Below are 15,078 nucleotides of genomic sequence, written 5' to 3'. Positions count from 1 at the left end.
TTCATTTTTTCCTTCTTAAATTTTCATCATCTAAGTTTAGTTCCTCTATATCAGATTAGTAATTCATTATAACTGCAACCTTTAAAACTAATACCATCGTGCCACTAAGTATTTACCAAACCGGCTAATGGTTGCCAATAGGATCTCTATCATGTTTAAGACTTAAGATACTGTATATTTCTCGGCTGACAATTTAAGCTTTTTAACCAAAGTCAACTCATGGTTGACAATTGCACTGAAATGTAACTTGTATTCGCTACTAAATTAGCTTTATTTACATTATAGTTACAGTAAAAGGAGATGACCTAAGATGGAACACTTTCAATTTTCAACCATGTTTGCGAATCGTCGAAAAGAACTAAAGGTCACCCAAGAACAAATTGCTGAATATGTAGGCGTATCGAGGGCGGCTGTTTCCAAATGGGAGAAGGGGCAAAGCTATCCCGATATTACGTTATTACCGAAATTAGCAACGTACTTCAACATTTCCATCGATACATTATTAGGTTACAAACCGCAATTGACAAAGGAACAAATCGTAAAAATATATTCACAACTGGCACAGCAATTTTCGCAAAAGGAATTTGACCAAGTGGAAAAGTCAATAGAAGAGTATTTAAGTGAATATTATTCTTGTTTTCCATTTGTTCTAAAAATGGCACAACTATATTTAAATTACTTTCCAAAATCAGCTGACCAACAATCCATTCTAGAACGTGTCCTGCAGCTTTGTTCACGAGTGAAAACTTTAAGTGGAGATCTCGGATTAGCAAATGAAGCAACTATGATGGAAGCCTTCGCATATTTGCAACTAGGAAAACCGGAAGAGGTATTAGCATTGCTAGGAAAGGATGTTCAAATACAATTTGGTACAGATCATCTTATTTCTACAGCACATACAATGCTCGGTAATACAGAAAAAGCAAAAGAAATTATTCAAATTAGCTATTACCAAAATTTAATGCAGCTCTTAATAAGTGCAACAGAAGCAATTATGCTTGAAGTGGCAAACACAGATTATATAGATGAAACGATTAATAAAATTCAAGAACTCATCCGAATGTTTGATTTAGAAAATCTAAACTTTAACGCTGTACTTATTTTTTATTATAAGGCAGCAACTGTTTATACCATGAAGGGTCAATTTGAACGGGGACTAGAAATGTTGCAGTGTTACGTAAAACTTTGTAAAAATATTCAATTTCCTATTAAGTTAAGGGGAAATTCCTACTTCTATTTATTGTCGCAATGGATTGAAAATACATCACCACTAAGCAGCGAAGCACCTAGGGATGAACAATCTGTAAAAAAGGATTTAGTTCATACGATTGTACAAAATCCTGCATTTGATTCTTTAAAAGAACAATCAAGCTATAAAGCGATGGTTCGTAATTTGGCTGATTATTTAAAAGTAGAGGTGATTTTATAATGGCAGATATCAATTGGGCGTTAATAGCTCCATTAATTGCTATTCAAGTTATATTACTTATTGTTGCACTAATCGATTTAGTACGCATTCATGCAACAAACGGTCCAAAATGGGTATGGACTATTGTGATTATATTAGGCAATATCATCGGACCAATCATATACTTTATTTTTGGGAGAAAAACCTCATGATTACAGTACAACATCTGACGAAGATTTTTGGTGTAAAAAAGGCAGTATCAGATTTGTCATTCACACTTGAAGAGGGTACATCCACAGCATTAATAGGTCCAAATGGTGCTGGAAAAACAACCACTTTATCCATGCTAACCGGTTTATTAAAACCTACAAATGGATCTGTAAGAATGCAAAATGAACAAGATATTAGGAAGGAAATCGGATTTTTACCTCAATTCCCTAATTTTTTTCCTTGGTTAACTGCATTAGAATTTACCGAAATGACTGCAAAGCTAAACGGTGTATCAAGTAGGGATGCAAAAAAACAATCAGAACGAGTGTTGAATTTTGTTGGATTAAAGAACGATATGCTAAAAAAAACCGCAACATTTTCAGGTGGGATGAAGCAACGACTTGGCATTGCTCAAGCCATTGTCCACAAACCAAGGCTTCTTCTATTAGACGAACCTGTATCCGCCCTTGACCCTGTTGGAAGACGGGAAATGATGAATCTATTAAAACAATTACAGCAGCAATCAACGATTTTGTATTCAACACATATTTTGAATGATGCCGAAGAAATGACAGACCAGCTGCTCTTTTTACAAAATGGTAGATTGGTTGAGCAAGGATCTTTAAAGGACATACGTGCAAAATTCGATTCATACCGCTATAGGATAAAATTTTCAAGTAAGGATGAAGCTTTGCACTTTGCTAAACAAACACAATTACCAACCACAATGGAAGAAAGTTATGTCTTTATCGAAATAAAAGATAACTTTCCTACAATGCAGCAACTAATGTCCCAGCTCGTTGTTTTGCCATATTCTATATTAAAAGTGGAAAGAGTAACGATGACACTTGAAGAAATTTTTATGAAGGTGGTTGGACAATGAAAACTTTCACCGTACTACTTCAAAAGGAATTTCGTGAAAGCTGGCGAAGTTTTAAATTTTTGTGGATGCCACTACTATTTATTTTCCTAGGTATTTCAGATCCGTTAATAAATTATTATATGGAAGACATTTTAAACGCTGTCGGTAATTTACCGGATGGGGTCGCTGTTACTTTACCAGAATTTGCACCAATAGATATTCTCAAAGCTTCCACTGGACAATTCCAATCAATTGGCCTTATTGTGTTCGTCATTACAGCTGCTGGGATGATTAATCGCGAAAGACAAAGCGGCACAGCAACCCTTATATATGTGAGACCCATTTCCTTTATAGCACTATTTATGAGTAAATGGACTGTTGCTAGTTTACTAGGAATTATCAGTACTATTGTAGGCTATGCAGGCAGTATGTATTACACATCAATTTTATATGGTTCAGTAAGTACTATGGCATTTATTCAAATGGTCATGTCTTATTGCGTATGGATTTTATTTGCAACATCTGTTGCTATTATGTTTAGTGCAATGTTTAAATCAGCACTTGCAACAACCTTCACAATTATAACCCTGCCAATTGCCACTATGATAGGATCTTTGATCGGTAAATACTGGAGCATCTCACCATGGAAACTAGCTGATTACAGTGTTCAGTTAATTGCCGAAACTGAGAATATATACTATTTAAAAACATTACTATTAACCATTATTTTAACGGTTTTAGCCATTATAATCGGTATCCTATTCACGCGGAAAAACTCTGGAACAACGAAAATTTAATGGTACTTTTCTAACTGGCTACTTTCTAAATAAAAAACTGCCCAGATGATGACTATTGATGGGCAGTTTTTTATTTTATTTTTACGCGTATCTCTGCATACTGTTCGCAAACGACTCCCCTTCCAATACCCCAAAATTACCTTTGACATCTTTTTTGCAAACCACAATTACTTATAGTACGGTTCATCGAAACTTCCATTTAATTAAGAAGCTTTATCTTAATTAGGTAACCGGTGAAAGTACATGACATAAGCGGAGTTTTTCCGGTTAGATACGGAATGGGGCATGTTTCAGGGCCATATAAGCGGAAGTTTTCCGATTATGCAAAGCAAAATCCCCCATTTTTACGTTTTTCAAGCCAATAGGCGGAATTCCTCCGTCTATTCAATTCATTTTCAATGCTATTAAGCTAATTAAGCGGAATTCTTCCGCCTATTTATCGGATTGGATGCTTCCCTCGATCCCCCACTCGATATGGGCGGACCCTCTTGATTCCAGATGCGGGCATCAGCATCTTTTTTGCCTACTTCTTTCCCAACGAAAAGCCATGAAATAGTTTTCCTCCAAAGGGCTGCAAAATATTCTCAACTAATTGTATTACATGATTTTTGTCACCGGTCCTGTAAAAAATATCAAATGCCTCTACAAATTGCTTTGCGAATTCTTCATCATATTGTTTTAATGAACGAACTACCCATTTGGATGCACCTATCCATTTACGGTTCGTTCTCAATACAAATTCGCTTACTAATTCTGCAAGTGTATTTGCTATAAATATATCTTCCGCTCTATTAGCAGAACCTATAAAATCGTCCAGTGCGTCCGAAATAAAATAACGCTTTGCATTTATCGTTTCTACTGACCATTCCGCTGGACCTTTTTCAATGATTTCTTTAGCCTCTTTTTTGACAGAATCAATGATTCCATCGTCTTTTAAGACCATTCCTTCTGAAATCATTCTTGGCATTGAAGGTCTCGCTCTTTCATAATCATTTTTAAAAAAGTGCTTATATGAGGTTAAATTATGTACGAAGACCTCTATCGACCAATCAAATTCAGTTAAGGATTCTCTATAAGATGAACTAACGTTGTGATCAAAAATAACAATGTCAAGGTCAGATGTTGCTGTAGCTTCACTTCGAACCACACTCCCAGCTAATAAGGCTCCTTGACAATTTGGAAAATGCTTACGGATAAACTGATGTGCTGCTTCGATTGGGCTTAACTTATTGAAATCACCCATTGCTCTCACCTCTATTTGATTTATTATCTGGAAGAGTATCTTTACTGAAATATTAAAAATTTATATTCTTTAAAAGACTATTTATTCTTCAACTTAAAAGTTTCAGATTTTCCATTCCACGTGATGATGGCGTTTATCTCTTCATTTTCTTGAACAACTGAACAGCCATCACAACCTCCTCCACTACCTTTTAATACACCACTCTCAGTTAGTGGCTCGTTGCCGCTTGATTTCCCCGAGACAGTTTCAATACTATATGTAATTTTTTTAGGAATAGGGTCTTTCCCAATATATTTTATTGTTATATTGGTAGATTCGCTATCTTCATCTAGCACCGTTACTCCATAATTTATATCCCAATTACTGCTCTTACCAACAAAATTTATCACTTTTATTTTTGAACAAGCCGTTAAAAATAAAGAAAAGAAAAGAATGATAACTAAGAATTTTTTAATCATACAAATCCCCCCTTTTCTTTATCTTACTTCGCTTGATTGTTCCATTATTCCTTTTTTCTCAAAACCATTGTTTTATGGTTAGTAGGGAGAGACTGTTAGAGACTGACCATATGTAGGTTAATAGAGGGGAATTGTTGTAGGTAAATTAAGGCTAGAAAGGTTTACCATCAATGCAATGTCTACAAAGCAAAAAAGGCCTGCTTTAGAAGTAGGCTTTTTCATTCTTATATGTACAGTTCTGTCTGTATCCGATTAGGAAAAACGGGGATCATTTAGTAATCGTTGCATTTCTTCCATATGTCTAGTTTCATCAGAAATAATATCTTCCAGTTTAACGACTAATTCGATTAATCCTAATTTGTCAGCTTGTTCACGACGTACTTTATAGCGGGCAATTGTTTGTTCCTCAGCTTTACGCGCTTCTTCAAGCATTTCCTTAGCATCGGTTACCGGTTTTACTTCCGCCGGTTTAGTCGTTGGTTGACCGCCAAGATTAATAATTTTTTCAGATAGGTAAAGAGCATGGCCCTGCTCATCAGGAATTTCTTTTTCAAACATAGGTTTTAAAATTTGATAATAAAGACCTTGTACCGCGGATGCATAATAAGTGTATTGAATGGCAGCCGAATATTCTCCACTCAGATCTTCATTTAATCCGTCAATAAGTTCTTTCATTTCTTTTTCCATCAGTCGGTCATCCTTTCATTATGTAGTTATCTATCATATACCCTTTTTAAAATAAGGTTAAACATTCATAGTTCATTCTATTTACATGAAATTTCTCAATGTCTACGCGCCACTTGTTGAATCGGATCCCACGGACTATTATATGGAGGGGCATAACTGAGATCTAAATCTATAAGCTCTGTTACGGACATTTTATTGAACAGTGCAGTTGCCAAAACATCAATACGCTTGTCAACTCCGTCTTTCCCGATAATTTGCCCACCGAGGAGTTGATCATTATCCTTTCGATACATCAGTTTGATAAAGAGCGGGCTTGCCCCTAGGTAATAATCAGCGTGGTTTTTCACTTCTAGTGAAATTGTTTGAAATGGAAACTGAAGAACTCTAGCTTCTTTTTCGGACAATCCTGTTTTTCCGAGCGTTAGATCCATGAACTTAATAATGGATGAACCGACAATTCCTCCAAAAGCAACCCCATTACCGGCCATATTTAACCCGGCAATCCGTCCCTGTTTGTTGGCCGTTGTGCCAAGAGGAATGTAATCGTCTTGCTCTTTAACCCGATGGTATTGAACAGCACAATCTCCTGCTGCATAGATATCTTTCACGCTCGTTTCCATATAACGGTTCACTTCAATGGCTCCGTTTGTACTTAAACGGATATCCGCCCCTTTCAAAAAAGTTGTATTCGGATGCACTCCTATTGAAATTAACACTAAATCTGTCTCATAACGCCGCTTGTCTGTTTCAATCGCTTCTACCGTTGTTTCCCCGACTATTCTCTTCACATCTTCCTGTAAAATGACTTCAATTCCCTTTTCTTGGGCTTCTTTAAGAATATGTACTGCCATATCCTCGTCAAAAATTGATGCAAGCTGTTTCCCGCGTTGGATAATTCGGACATGTTTCCCGAGCTTATGGAAGTTTTCAGCCATCTCAAGCCCAATATATCCTCCACCTACAATTGTTACATCGTTTATTTCTTCTTTTAGACTATCTAAAATACGATGTGTGTCCGGAATAGTCTTTAATACATGAACATGCTCTAGTTCGATTCCTTCCCACTCCGGCAAGTTGGGACTCGCTCCTGTTGCAATCAACAATTTATCATACGATTGACAGAATGCCTCACCTGTTTTTGTATGAACGCCATACACCTTTTTTTCGTCTGAATCAATATTTTTCACTTCACAATATAAATGTGCATCGATCCCATATTTTTGTCGGAAGGTCTCTACACTTCGAGCGATAACCTCATCTGTTGAAGAAACGGTTCCACCTATCACATATGGAAGTCCACACTGCCCATATGAATAAATTCCTCCTTTCTCAAATGTAACAATCTCCGCATCCTTCACTTTACGAAATATTTCCATGGCCGCACTCATCCCTGCTGCATCCCCGCCGATAATCACATACTTCATTTTTTCACCACCTCGTATACACTCTCATTGTTGAGGAAATTGTCTGTAGTCCTGTATCAAAAAGGCTAAAGCTGTTACGATTAGTTTTAGCCTTTCGTATTTTTTCATGCGTCTATCGAATTAAACTGCCTTCGGTTTTAACTCAACATCAATGTTTCCGCGAGTAGCTTTAGAGTAAGGACAAACTTGGTGGGCTGCCTCAACAAGCTCCTCAGCTTCCTCTTGGCTTACACCTTTAATTTCAACCGTTAAAGTGGCGGCAATTTTAAAGCCTCCATCATCCGGATCCTTTAAAAAGCTTACACTGGCTGTTGTAGTTGAATCGATCTCCTTTTTCTTTTGCGAAGCCACCAAATTTAACGCTCCATCGAAACAGACTGAGTAAGCAGCCGCGAATAGCTGTTCAGGATTTGACCCCTTTTTGTCCGACTTTTCAGTAGGCATTACTAAATCTAAATCAATTAACCCATCATCCGATCTCACATGGCCACTCCGTCCACTTTTTGCCGTTGCATGAGATGTAAACAACACTTTACTCATTTAAAATCACTCCTTTATGTTCCTATTATTAGTTGATTCCCTTTTGGCAATGTTTAAAACCACTTCCATTTAAAAAGAAGTTGTCTTGGCCTTAATTAAGTTGAAAATAGACGGAGTTTTTCCGGTTAGATACAGGATGAGGCATGTTTCTGGGGTATTTAAACGGAGTTTTTCCGGTTATGCAAAGCAAAATCCCCCATTTTCACGTTTTTCTAGGCAATAGGCGGAATTCCTCCGTCTATTCAAGTCATTTTCAAAGCTATTAAGCCATTTAAGCGGAAGTTTTCCGCCTATTTATCTGATCGGGTGCTTTACCCGATCCCCCAATCGATATGAGCGGACCCTCTTGATTCCAGATGCGGGCATCAGCATCTTTTTATCAACTAGTCGGGAAAGTACTTTTTTTACCGTCTTGTCACTTAGTTTCAAATACTTTTCGACTTCTATAGGAGATATGGTTTCTCCTTTTCGAATCGCTAGCCGAAGAACTTCCTTTTCAAGAAAGGTTAGAGAGGTCTGGTCCAATTCATCACCCAGCCATCGGCCAATCACCTGTTGAACAATCTGTTGGCATCGACGAGGCTTCTCTTTTACTTGGTCATAAGAAAAACGGATCACTGTCCATCCGTCAATCACCAATTGGTTTTGACGTTCCAGGCTGTCGGAAAATTGCCATCTGCTTATGTTTTTTAGGTGAGGACCATACCCGTCAATCTCCAGGCATATCCGGATGCCTGGACGAATATATGCAAAATCTAAATACCTTTTGCCATCCTTAAAATCATCGACTTCATATTCCGGATGAAGATACTGGAAATGATAAAATGATGGCCACCATACTTTCTTCAAAAATAACCTTTCAGCTTGGTCATGACCTTCCTGTAAGCGACGCAGCCGCTCTCCGGTTCTTACTTGCAAGTGAGAATTCAAAAAGGCCTGATATTCTTCTTCAAATCCCATAGATTCCTCCTCCTATCAAGTTTTGTAATCATCATCATTAAATGCAAAATCACATTTGAACTTCGGAAAGATTTTTAAAATTAATGAGTGTTAAAGCGAGTGGGGAAAAGTGGTTTCAATTAGGGAAAAAGTAAAAGGGAAATAACTTGCGGATTAACTAATATAAAAGGGAAAATTCAGATAATACTATTATTATTTTAATAGACTTCCGATATTTGTCAAACCATTCCTTCTGTTTTCCAATCATTTCTATTCTAGCCTCTCCAACCGAGGAGAGGCATTTGGCTAAATATCTTATTTACTTATGGATAATGTTAAAAAAACCGGCCCTATAGCCATTCAATACCTACCCTTCTAAGGCATGTTCCTCAATGAACTCAATACTATTTTTTCGTTTTACATATGTAATGATTTGTTCTTTAATATTCGGGAATAGAACAATCTCATTCAGCTCAGATAATTTTATCCATTTAACATCGGTTTGATTCGGGTCTGGGATACTCGGTTGCTTTGGAATAAATCCATCTTTTATCTTACATTCAAACATTAACTGTAAAGAGTGCGTTTCTCCAAATTTACTCGAGTTTAAATGGGGAGCATATTCATAAACAATGGCCAAGGGACCGACATCTACTTCAATCGAAGCTTCCTCTTTCGCTTCCCGTCTAACTGCTTCAATAACAGATTCATTAGGTTCCACTCCACCTGCTGGCAAATTATAATGCAACCCCCTTTCATCTTGAAACTCAACTAAAAGAATCGAGTCGTTTTCGATAATGAGCGCACACGCCCGTACCCTAATAGGATAAGTCATTTAATCGCCACCTCCATCATATGTATGCAAATAATAGAAACACCTTCCGATCTCTTATTTCCATATACACTATATTTCTATAAAAACCTTCCGTCCACTTCTATTCGAAGCTTCGGATTCTCTTACCGCTTCCCGTACTTTCACTAGATTGAAAAATGATTCGGGTGAAGCCAATGTTAATCGTTGCTCAGTCACTAATGTCATTAATTTGTGAAATGTCTCTTGCCATTTTTGAACCGAAACTTGTTTATTCCAGTGACGAAGGTGAAATAGTTTAACATTTACTTTCGTCCGCATCGAAACTTCCTTCCATTGAATTTGCGTGCCAGACAGTAAGCCAATTGTTAGAAAGTTGCCTTCCGGACGGACACAATATGCAAGCTGTGTCCCATCTAAACCACCAATTGAATCAATCGCTGCATTTACACCTTTTCCATTTGTTATTTCCATCACCGATTCTTGTAAGGGCCTAACTGAAGTGTCTATAACATGGGAAGCCCCTAGTTTGAGCAGCTCTTCAGTATAAACAGGATTTCTTGTCACTGCGATAAATTGAAACCCTATGATTCTAGCAAGCTGGGCAAACAACCGGCCAATTGCCGATCCCGCTGCATTCATTAATAAATAATCACCTGGTCCTAAATACAATATTTCAGTGCAAATAACAAAAGCTGTAACCGGATTAATATAGAGCTGGGCAGCGATTGTATCATCCATTTCATCGGGAATAGGAATTAACCACTTAGCTGGCGCCCTAACAACTTCTTGCCATGTCCCTTCCCCTCTTAACGGAAGGACACGTTTACCAATTAGGTCATGCGAAACAGAAGGACCAACCTCCTCTACAATTCCTACCCCTTCATATCCTGGAATGGCAGGCAGTGAAATGCGGTGAGAATAAGACCCTCTAATCGGAATCAGATCAGACGGATTAATTGGGCACATTTTCATGCGAACAAGAACTTCCCCATCAGCGAGCGGATTTATCCGCTGATTCATAACGATTAACACATCTTCCGGTTTTCCAAATTCATGAAACATCACTCGATTTGCTTTCAAAATTAAAACTCCTTCATTTTCGCGGATCTTTTTCAGTATACAATGTCCAATCTATATATAGATTAGTATTCTCGAACCCCTCCATTTTTCCTTCCTTTTATAAAAAATGGCAGTTGACTTTATAAATGTATTAACCATATAATACACATACAAGGTGTATGAACTAATTAATACATACACACGAACATGAGGAGGAACCTTTTATGGAAATATTAACTGTTCGGGATTTAGGGAAAGTGTATAAAGGGAATGTGAATTATGAAGCCCTTCGAAATATCGATTTAACGATCAATCAAGGCGAGTTTGTAGGGATTATGGGACCATCAGGAAGCGGGAAAACGACTTTATTAAATATGATTTCGACGATTGACCGCCCAACTTCCGGGGAGATTCGTATCGGCGGTGAGAATCCCTATCGCTTGTCCCATCAGAAATTGGCGATTTTTCGCAGACGCGAATTAGGATTTGTCTTTCAATCTTTTAACCTGCTTCCAACCTTAACGGTGAAGGAAAATATTGTTCTTCCATTAACATTAGATGGTGTGAGCATTGAGGAGATGAACAAAAGAGTAAACCTTTTTGCTGAAAAATTAGGTATCACTTCTATTTTAGATAAACGGACCTATGAAATCTCCGGTGGACAGGCCCAGCGTACAGCAGTTGCCCGTGCCCTTATTAATCGGCCAAAACTTGTTCTCGCCGATGAACCTACCGGAAATTTAGATTCAAAGGCAGCACAAGACGTAATGGAAATGCTAGAAAAACTAAATAAGGGAGAACAAGCAACGATGATGCTCGTGACCCATGACGCAGTTGCAGCTAGTTACTGTCAGCGTGTTGTTTTTATTAAAGATGGTCAATTAGTGAATGAAATTCGAATGGGAACGAATCGATCCGACTTTTATCAAAAGATCATCGAGAATCTTTCACGAATTGGAGGGACTGCAAATGAACCTTCGCCAATTCGCGATTAATAACGTTCTTCGAAATAAACGGACGTATTTAGCCCATTTTTTGAGCAGTGCCTTTTCAGTTATGATCTTTTTCATCTATGCGCTGCTATTATTTCATCCCGAATTACAAGGGGAGCTTAAGTCGACTAGCGACATGATTAGTGCATTGGGAACGATGGGAATGAAGGTAGCTCAAATCATTATATTCATTTTTTCATTTTTCTTTTTGCTGTATTCAGTTAGCGCCTTTCTAAAACTAAGAAAAAAGGAATTCGGTATTCTTATGATTCTTGGAATGTCCAGAAAGCAATTTTATCGACTTCTTTTTGTTGAAAATATGATCATTGGATGTGCTGCGATTATAGGCGGCGTTGTTGTAGGAACTTTCCTTTCGAAGTTTCTATTAATTATAAGTGCAAACATTTTAGGAATTGATAAAGGGTTATCATTTTATTTTCCAATCAAGGCCGCATTACTTACTGCGGGTGCATTTCTTCTGCTCTTCCTTTTGATTTCTTTATTTACTTCTAGATTAGTAAGAACAGGGACTGTCCTTGAGCTTGTGAAGGCGGAGGAAAAACCAAAGCCCGAGCCAAAAGCTTCACCATGGTTATCTTTGTTAGCGATTGTTTTACTTGCTGCCGGTTACGGTATGGTGCTTTGCTTTGCGATTCTTCAAATTATTTCACTTGGCTTGCTGTTATCTGGAGTCGGCTTAACGATTTTGGGGACATACTTTTTATTTACGCAGTTTAGTGTGTATTCGATACGAAGTTTAAAGAAGAATAGCCGTTTCTTTTTTAAGAAAACGAATATGGTGACGATTTCGGAATTTATGTACCGAATGAAGGACAATGCAGTTATGTTCTTCCTTGTATCTGTCATTTCAGCCTCGGCATTCACTGGAATTGGAACATGCTTAGCATTAGGTAACTCGGGATTATCTGAAATGATTAATCCATATGCATTTAGTTACTCATCGTTTGGTGAAAAAGCAGATAAAGAAGCTATCCAAACCATTCAACAAGAGCTCACAAAAGCGAAGATTCCATTTAGGATGGGATCATATAAGCCCATATATACGACAAATAATACGACCATGATTAAACTTAGTGACTATAATGCAATGGCTAAAGCACTTGGTTATCCAACAGAAACTGTTTCAACGAGTCAAGCCATTCTCACGCCAACAACCGTTAAACAAAAAAATGATTGGCGAATTGAAGGACAAAACACGAAGCATTTAGAGATTGTTCAAGAAAAAGTAAAAGCTGACGTTACAATAAAAAAATCCTTGTCATACATCGTTTTTCCGGAAATAGGTAGTACCACTATTATCGTTTCAGATAAAATGTACGAAAAATTTTTGGAAGGGGACGAATCCAATTTTAGAGATTATCGCTTCGTCGTAAAAAACTGGCAGGAAACAAAAGAAGTGGCTCAAAACATTACCAAGAAATTAAATCCAGACAACTATAACTTTAATTCACTCGTGTTAAATTGGTTAACGTCTAAACAAGAGAATGGTCTTTTGCTCATTCTAAGTGGACTAGTCGGAATCGTATTCTTTACCTTTGCCGCAAGCTTCATTTATTTCCGCCTCTATGCAGATTTAGATCGAGATGAACAGCAGTACCGAATGATTTCCAAAATCGGCCTAAGTAAAAAGGAACTTAACCAAATCGTAACCAGACAACTTGTACTCCTATTCTTCTTGCCGATTGTCATGGCGATCATTCACGGGTCCGTTGCCTTTTTCGCTCTGCAGCGTCTTGTTGACTTTTCAGTGTTAAAGTCATCTATTATCATTTTTGTAGTCTTTGGGGCAGCTCAAGTCGTATACTTTTTCATTGCACGTTGGCGGTATTTGAAGCATTTATATACGAAGATGGTATAGGAAAACATTACATTAACGAAGGTGGAAGTTATCGGCTGGGATGACACTCAGTTAGTTACTTGCAAAAGAACATCCAGGAACCGCGATCCCTCTCTTTTCCTTCTCGGACAGCTCCATTCGAGAAGATGAGGGCGCGGTTCTTCTTTTTATCTGATCGAATCTGTTTCTTTCAGGTAGATAAGGGTGCGGTTCCTTCTCTTATCTGCTCGAATCCGCTTCTTTCGGGTAGATGAAAGCACGGTTCCTCCTCTTATCTGCTCGCATCTGCTTCATTCGGGTAGATAAGGGCACGATTCCTCCTCTTATCTGCTCGCATCCGTCTCTTTCGGGTAGATGAAAGCACGGTTCCTCCTCTTATCTGCTCGCATCTGCTTCATTCGGGTAGATGAGAACACGGTTCCTCTTCTTATCTGCTCGAATCCATTACTTTCGAGTAAATAATTTCACGATTACCCAAATATCACCAAATCACCTTCATTGCCATTCTAACACTCACTTCTTTTTAGACCTTTCACTTTCACTTTCATATTGTATAACTAACATCCCAAAGCATATGATTGCAATAAGTAGCAATATGGATGGAAATATATATAAACCCGGATTATATTTCACCGAAAATTCTTCTTTTAAGCCGTATAAATAAATGAATAACACAAAAGAAACGGATAATGCAATCGTCCCGGTCAATGCTTTCATGATTTAACCCCTTTTTTATTTTGTCATATAAACCCAATCCTTTTTAATACATACTATTTTAAACGAGTATAATATAATTCATTTCTAAAACCACAGAACACATTAATTTACTTTATAGCTTTTCTATTATTATATTTAACTACGTAGTAAATCACTGCAGCAATAGTCTGGATAACTAATCCAATATATAAAAATACGAGATAATCATTATTTTTAATATGCGTTACTCCAATCATAGAAAAGACCAAACCAATTACATTAAGAAACCAAACTATACTCATTCAGCAAATTCCCCCCTCACCCATTCGCTAAATTACATCAATAAGATGTGCACTTTCCTGCTCTTGGTAATATTGTTTTTAGTTCAATTAAGTCATCTATTACAAAATCGGCCTGTTCAAGCTCGTTTTCTTGTGCAAAATCAAAATTACATCCAATCGCAAGCAATTCATTTTCTTTAGCTGCTTTTATATCAGAAAGCCGGTCGCCGACCACTGCTGCATTTGTAATACTGTATTTTTTTATAATTTTTTTCACCAAATCACTTTTATTAAGCGTTTGGATTTGTTGAATGCTAAACGTTTCAGTTACCCAATTATCTAAATGATAATAACTCACAATAGCTTGTAAATATTCCACCAGTCCATTGCTTGCTATGTAAATTGAATAATTATTTTCTTTTAAGAAAGTGAAGGTCTCCTTTACATTTGGATATAAATCACCTTTTCCACTTCTTATATTTTCAATTAATCTTTTTAGAAAAAACGCATCAGTTTGTTTTCTTACTTCAATAGAGTGGTAAGGTAATAGAGCTTCCCACACTTTAGGTAATGGCACGCCCATTATTTCACGGTATTTATCAATAGGTGTGTTTGTATCCCATAAGTTTAGTGACCGCAAATGGTTAAACGTATCATCAAGTGATACTTCTAAAATTTTATCTGTTTGAAATAGAGTCCCATCCATATCAAAAATAATTGATTGCAACATTTCATTTTCCCCCACTTTGCTGCTCTGAAAAGCTTTTATACCAATTATACCAAAAACTGAAAGTTATTTTTCACTAAATA

At 37.2% G+C, this 15,078-nt stretch carries 17 protein-coding genes; 6 read left to right on the top strand and 11 right to left on the bottom strand.

The genetic code is table 11. From position 1 onward, the window contains the following. The first annotated feature begins 310 nt into the window (after positions 1-310). From I5776_RS02870 to I5776_RS02855, 4 genes are read left to right on the top strand one after another with little or no spacing between them, the layout of a single operon-like run. Positions 311-1,429 carry a helix-turn-helix domain-containing protein gene (locus I5776_RS02870; protein WP_202778883.1) on the top strand — a complete coding sequence of 373 codons (1,119 nt, stop codon included), beginning with the start codon at positions 311-313 and terminating at the stop codon, positions 1,427-1,429. Beyond that, positions 1,429-1,620, top strand: a complete 192-nt coding sequence (locus I5776_RS02865; RefSeq protein ID WP_202778882.1) for a PLD nuclease N-terminal domain-containing protein — start codon at positions 1,429-1,431, stop codon at positions 1,618-1,620. Before I5776_RS02870 ends, I5776_RS02865 begins: the two co-directional genes overlap by 1 nt. After that, positions 1,617-2,501: an ABC transporter ATP-binding protein gene (locus I5776_RS02860; protein WP_202778881.1), complete on the top strand. Its 885-nt coding sequence runs from the start codon at positions 1,617-1,619 to the stop codon at positions 2,499-2,501. The genes I5776_RS02865 and I5776_RS02860 overlap by 4 nt, the downstream gene beginning before the upstream one ends. Further along, positions 2,498-3,277 carry an ABC transporter permease gene (locus I5776_RS02855; RefSeq protein WP_202778880.1) on the top strand — a complete coding sequence of 260 codons (780 nt, stop codon included), beginning with the start codon at positions 2,498-2,500 and terminating at the stop codon, positions 3,275-3,277. The genes I5776_RS02860 and I5776_RS02855 overlap by 4 nt, the downstream gene beginning before the upstream one ends. Before the next feature lie 523 nt (positions 3,278-3,800). Here I5776_RS02855 and I5776_RS02850 read toward each other — a convergent pair. From I5776_RS02850 to I5776_RS02815, 8 genes are all read right to left on the bottom strand, one after another. Beyond that, positions 3,801-4,520 (bottom strand): nucleotidyltransferase domain-containing protein, encoded by a 720-nt coding sequence (locus I5776_RS02850; RefSeq protein WP_202778879.1) that lies wholly within the window; start codon positions 4,518-4,520, stop codon positions 3,801-3,803. A 77-nt stretch (positions 4,521-4,597) separates the two neighbouring features. Continuing rightward, on the bottom strand, positions 4,598-4,978 hold the full coding sequence (locus I5776_RS02845; RefSeq protein ID WP_202778878.1) for a hypothetical protein: 381 nt from the start codon (positions 4,976-4,978) through the stop codon (positions 4,598-4,600). Positions 4,979-5,230: 252 nt separating this feature from the next. Then, positions 5,231-5,665 carry a ferritin-like domain-containing protein gene (locus I5776_RS02840; protein ID WP_107920932.1) on the bottom strand — a complete coding sequence of 145 codons (435 nt, stop codon included), beginning with the start codon at positions 5,663-5,665 and terminating at the stop codon, positions 5,231-5,233. A 95-nt stretch (positions 5,666-5,760) separates the two neighbouring features. Further along, the gene (locus I5776_RS02835) at positions 5,761-7,089 is read right to left on the bottom strand and encodes a CoA-disulfide reductase (protein WP_202778877.1); all 1,329 of its coding nucleotides are present in this window, start codon (positions 7,087-7,089) and stop codon (positions 5,761-5,763) included. Between the two features lie 120 nt (positions 7,090-7,209). Next, positions 7,210-7,629 carry an organic hydroperoxide resistance protein gene (locus I5776_RS02830; protein WP_202778876.1) on the bottom strand — a complete coding sequence of 140 codons (420 nt, stop codon included), beginning with the start codon at positions 7,627-7,629 and terminating at the stop codon, positions 7,210-7,212. Between the two features lie 294 nt (positions 7,630-7,923). Further along, complete coding sequence (locus I5776_RS02825) at positions 7,924-8,589, bottom strand: DNA-binding response regulator (protein ID WP_202778875.1); 666 nt, start codon at positions 8,587-8,589, stop codon at positions 7,924-7,926. A 346-nt stretch (positions 8,590-8,935) separates the two neighbouring features. Beyond that, complete coding sequence (locus I5776_RS02820; protein WP_202778874.1) at positions 8,936-9,403, bottom strand: NUDIX domain-containing protein; 468 nt, start codon at positions 9,401-9,403, stop codon at positions 8,936-8,938. Between the two features lie 69 nt (positions 9,404-9,472). Next, positions 9,473-10,462: a zinc-dependent alcohol dehydrogenase family protein gene (locus I5776_RS02815; protein ID WP_202778873.1), complete on the bottom strand. Its 990-nt coding sequence runs from the start codon at positions 10,460-10,462 to the stop codon at positions 9,473-9,475. A 203-nt stretch (positions 10,463-10,665) separates the two neighbouring features. On the opposite strand from I5776_RS02815, the gene I5776_RS02810 reads away from it, so the two are divergent. Together I5776_RS02810 and I5776_RS02805 are read left to right on the top strand one after the other, a co-directional pair. Beyond that, on the top strand, positions 10,666-11,436 hold the full coding sequence (locus I5776_RS02810) for an ABC transporter ATP-binding protein (protein WP_202778872.1): 771 nt from the start codon (positions 10,666-10,668) through the stop codon (positions 11,434-11,436). Continuing rightward, positions 11,411-13,312: an FtsX-like permease family protein gene (locus I5776_RS02805; protein WP_202778871.1), complete on the top strand. Its 1,902-nt coding sequence runs from the start codon at positions 11,411-11,413 to the stop codon at positions 13,310-13,312. The genes I5776_RS02810 and I5776_RS02805 overlap by 26 nt, the downstream gene beginning before the upstream one ends. A 492-nt stretch (positions 13,313-13,804) precedes the next feature. On the opposite strand, the gene I5776_RS02800 is transcribed toward I5776_RS02805, so the two are convergent. The 3 genes from I5776_RS02800 to I5776_RS02790 form a co-directional block, all read right to left on the bottom strand. Continuing rightward, positions 13,805-14,008, bottom strand: coding sequence for a hypothetical protein (locus tag I5776_RS02800; protein WP_202778870.1), 204 nt, complete (start codon positions 14,006-14,008; stop codon positions 13,805-13,807). Between the two features lie 107 nt (positions 14,009-14,115). After that, positions 14,116-14,289: a hypothetical protein gene (locus I5776_RS02795; RefSeq protein ID WP_202778869.1), complete on the bottom strand. Its 174-nt coding sequence runs from the start codon at positions 14,287-14,289 to the stop codon at positions 14,116-14,118. A 37-nt stretch (positions 14,290-14,326) separates the two neighbouring features. Continuing rightward, positions 14,327-14,998, bottom strand: coding sequence for an HAD family hydrolase (locus I5776_RS02790; RefSeq protein ID WP_202778868.1), 672 nt, complete (start codon positions 14,996-14,998; stop codon positions 14,327-14,329). Positions 14,999-15,078: the final 80 nt, after the last annotated feature.

The organism is Heyndrickxia vini, from assembly GCF_016772275.1.
GTDB lineage: Bacteria > Bacillota > Bacilli > Bacillales > Bacillaceae_C > Heyndrickxia > Heyndrickxia vini.
This window is presented reverse-complemented; position numbering and strand designations above follow the sequence as displayed.

Bases quoted from the DNA above. Each gene is read 5' to 3' on its own strand.
- I5776_RS02860 (WP_202778881.1), top strand. From the start codon at position 1,617: ATGATTACAGTACAACATCTGACGAAGATTTTTGGTGTAAAAAAGGCA.
- I5776_RS02855 (WP_202778880.1), top strand. From the start codon at position 2,498: ATGAAAACTTTCACCGTACTACTTCAAAAGGAATTTCGTGAAAGCTGG.
- I5776_RS02850 (WP_202778879.1), bottom strand. From the start codon at position 4,520: ATGGGTGATTTCAATAAGTTAAGCCCAATCGAAGCAGCACATCAGTTT.
- I5776_RS02810 (WP_202778872.1), top strand. From the start codon at position 10,666: ATGGAAATATTAACTGTTCGGGATTTAGGGAAAGTGTATAAAGGGAAT.
- I5776_RS02830 (WP_202778876.1), bottom strand. From the start codon at position 7,629: ATGAGTAAAGTGTTGTTTACATCTCATGCAACGGCAAAAAGTGGACGG.
- I5776_RS02835 (WP_202778877.1), bottom strand. From the start codon at position 7,089: ATGAAGTATGTGATTATCGGCGGGGATGCAGCAGGGATGAGTGCGGCC.
- I5776_RS02805 (WP_202778871.1), top strand. From the start codon at position 11,411: ATGAACCTTCGCCAATTCGCGATTAATAACGTTCTTCGAAATAAACGG.
- I5776_RS02840 (WP_107920932.1), bottom strand. From the start codon at position 5,665: ATGGAAAAAGAAATGAAAGAACTTATTGACGGATTAAATGAAGATCTG.
- I5776_RS02870 (WP_202778883.1), top strand. From the start codon at position 311: ATGGAACACTTTCAATTTTCAACCATGTTTGCGAATCGTCGAAAAGAA.
- I5776_RS02800 (WP_202778870.1), bottom strand. From the start codon at position 14,008: ATGAAAGCATTGACCGGGACGATTGCATTATCCGTTTCTTTTGTGTTA.
- I5776_RS02790 (WP_202778868.1), bottom strand. From the start codon at position 14,998: ATGTTGCAATCAATTATTTTTGATATGGATGGGACTCTATTTCAAACA.
- I5776_RS02825 (WP_202778875.1), bottom strand. From the start codon at position 8,589: ATGGGATTTGAAGAAGAATATCAGGCCTTTTTGAATTCTCACTTGCAA.
- I5776_RS02845 (WP_202778878.1), bottom strand. From the start codon at position 4,978: ATGATTAAAAAATTCTTAGTTATCATTCTTTTCTTTTCTTTATTTTTA.
- I5776_RS02795 (WP_202778869.1), bottom strand. From the start codon at position 14,289: ATGAGTATAGTTTGGTTTCTTAATGTAATTGGTTTGGTCTTTTCTATG.
- I5776_RS02865 (WP_202778882.1), top strand. From the start codon at position 1,429: ATGGCAGATATCAATTGGGCGTTAATAGCTCCATTAATTGCTATTCAA.
- I5776_RS02820 (WP_202778874.1), bottom strand. From the start codon at position 9,403: ATGACTTATCCTATTAGGGTACGGGCGTGTGCGCTCATTATCGAAAAC.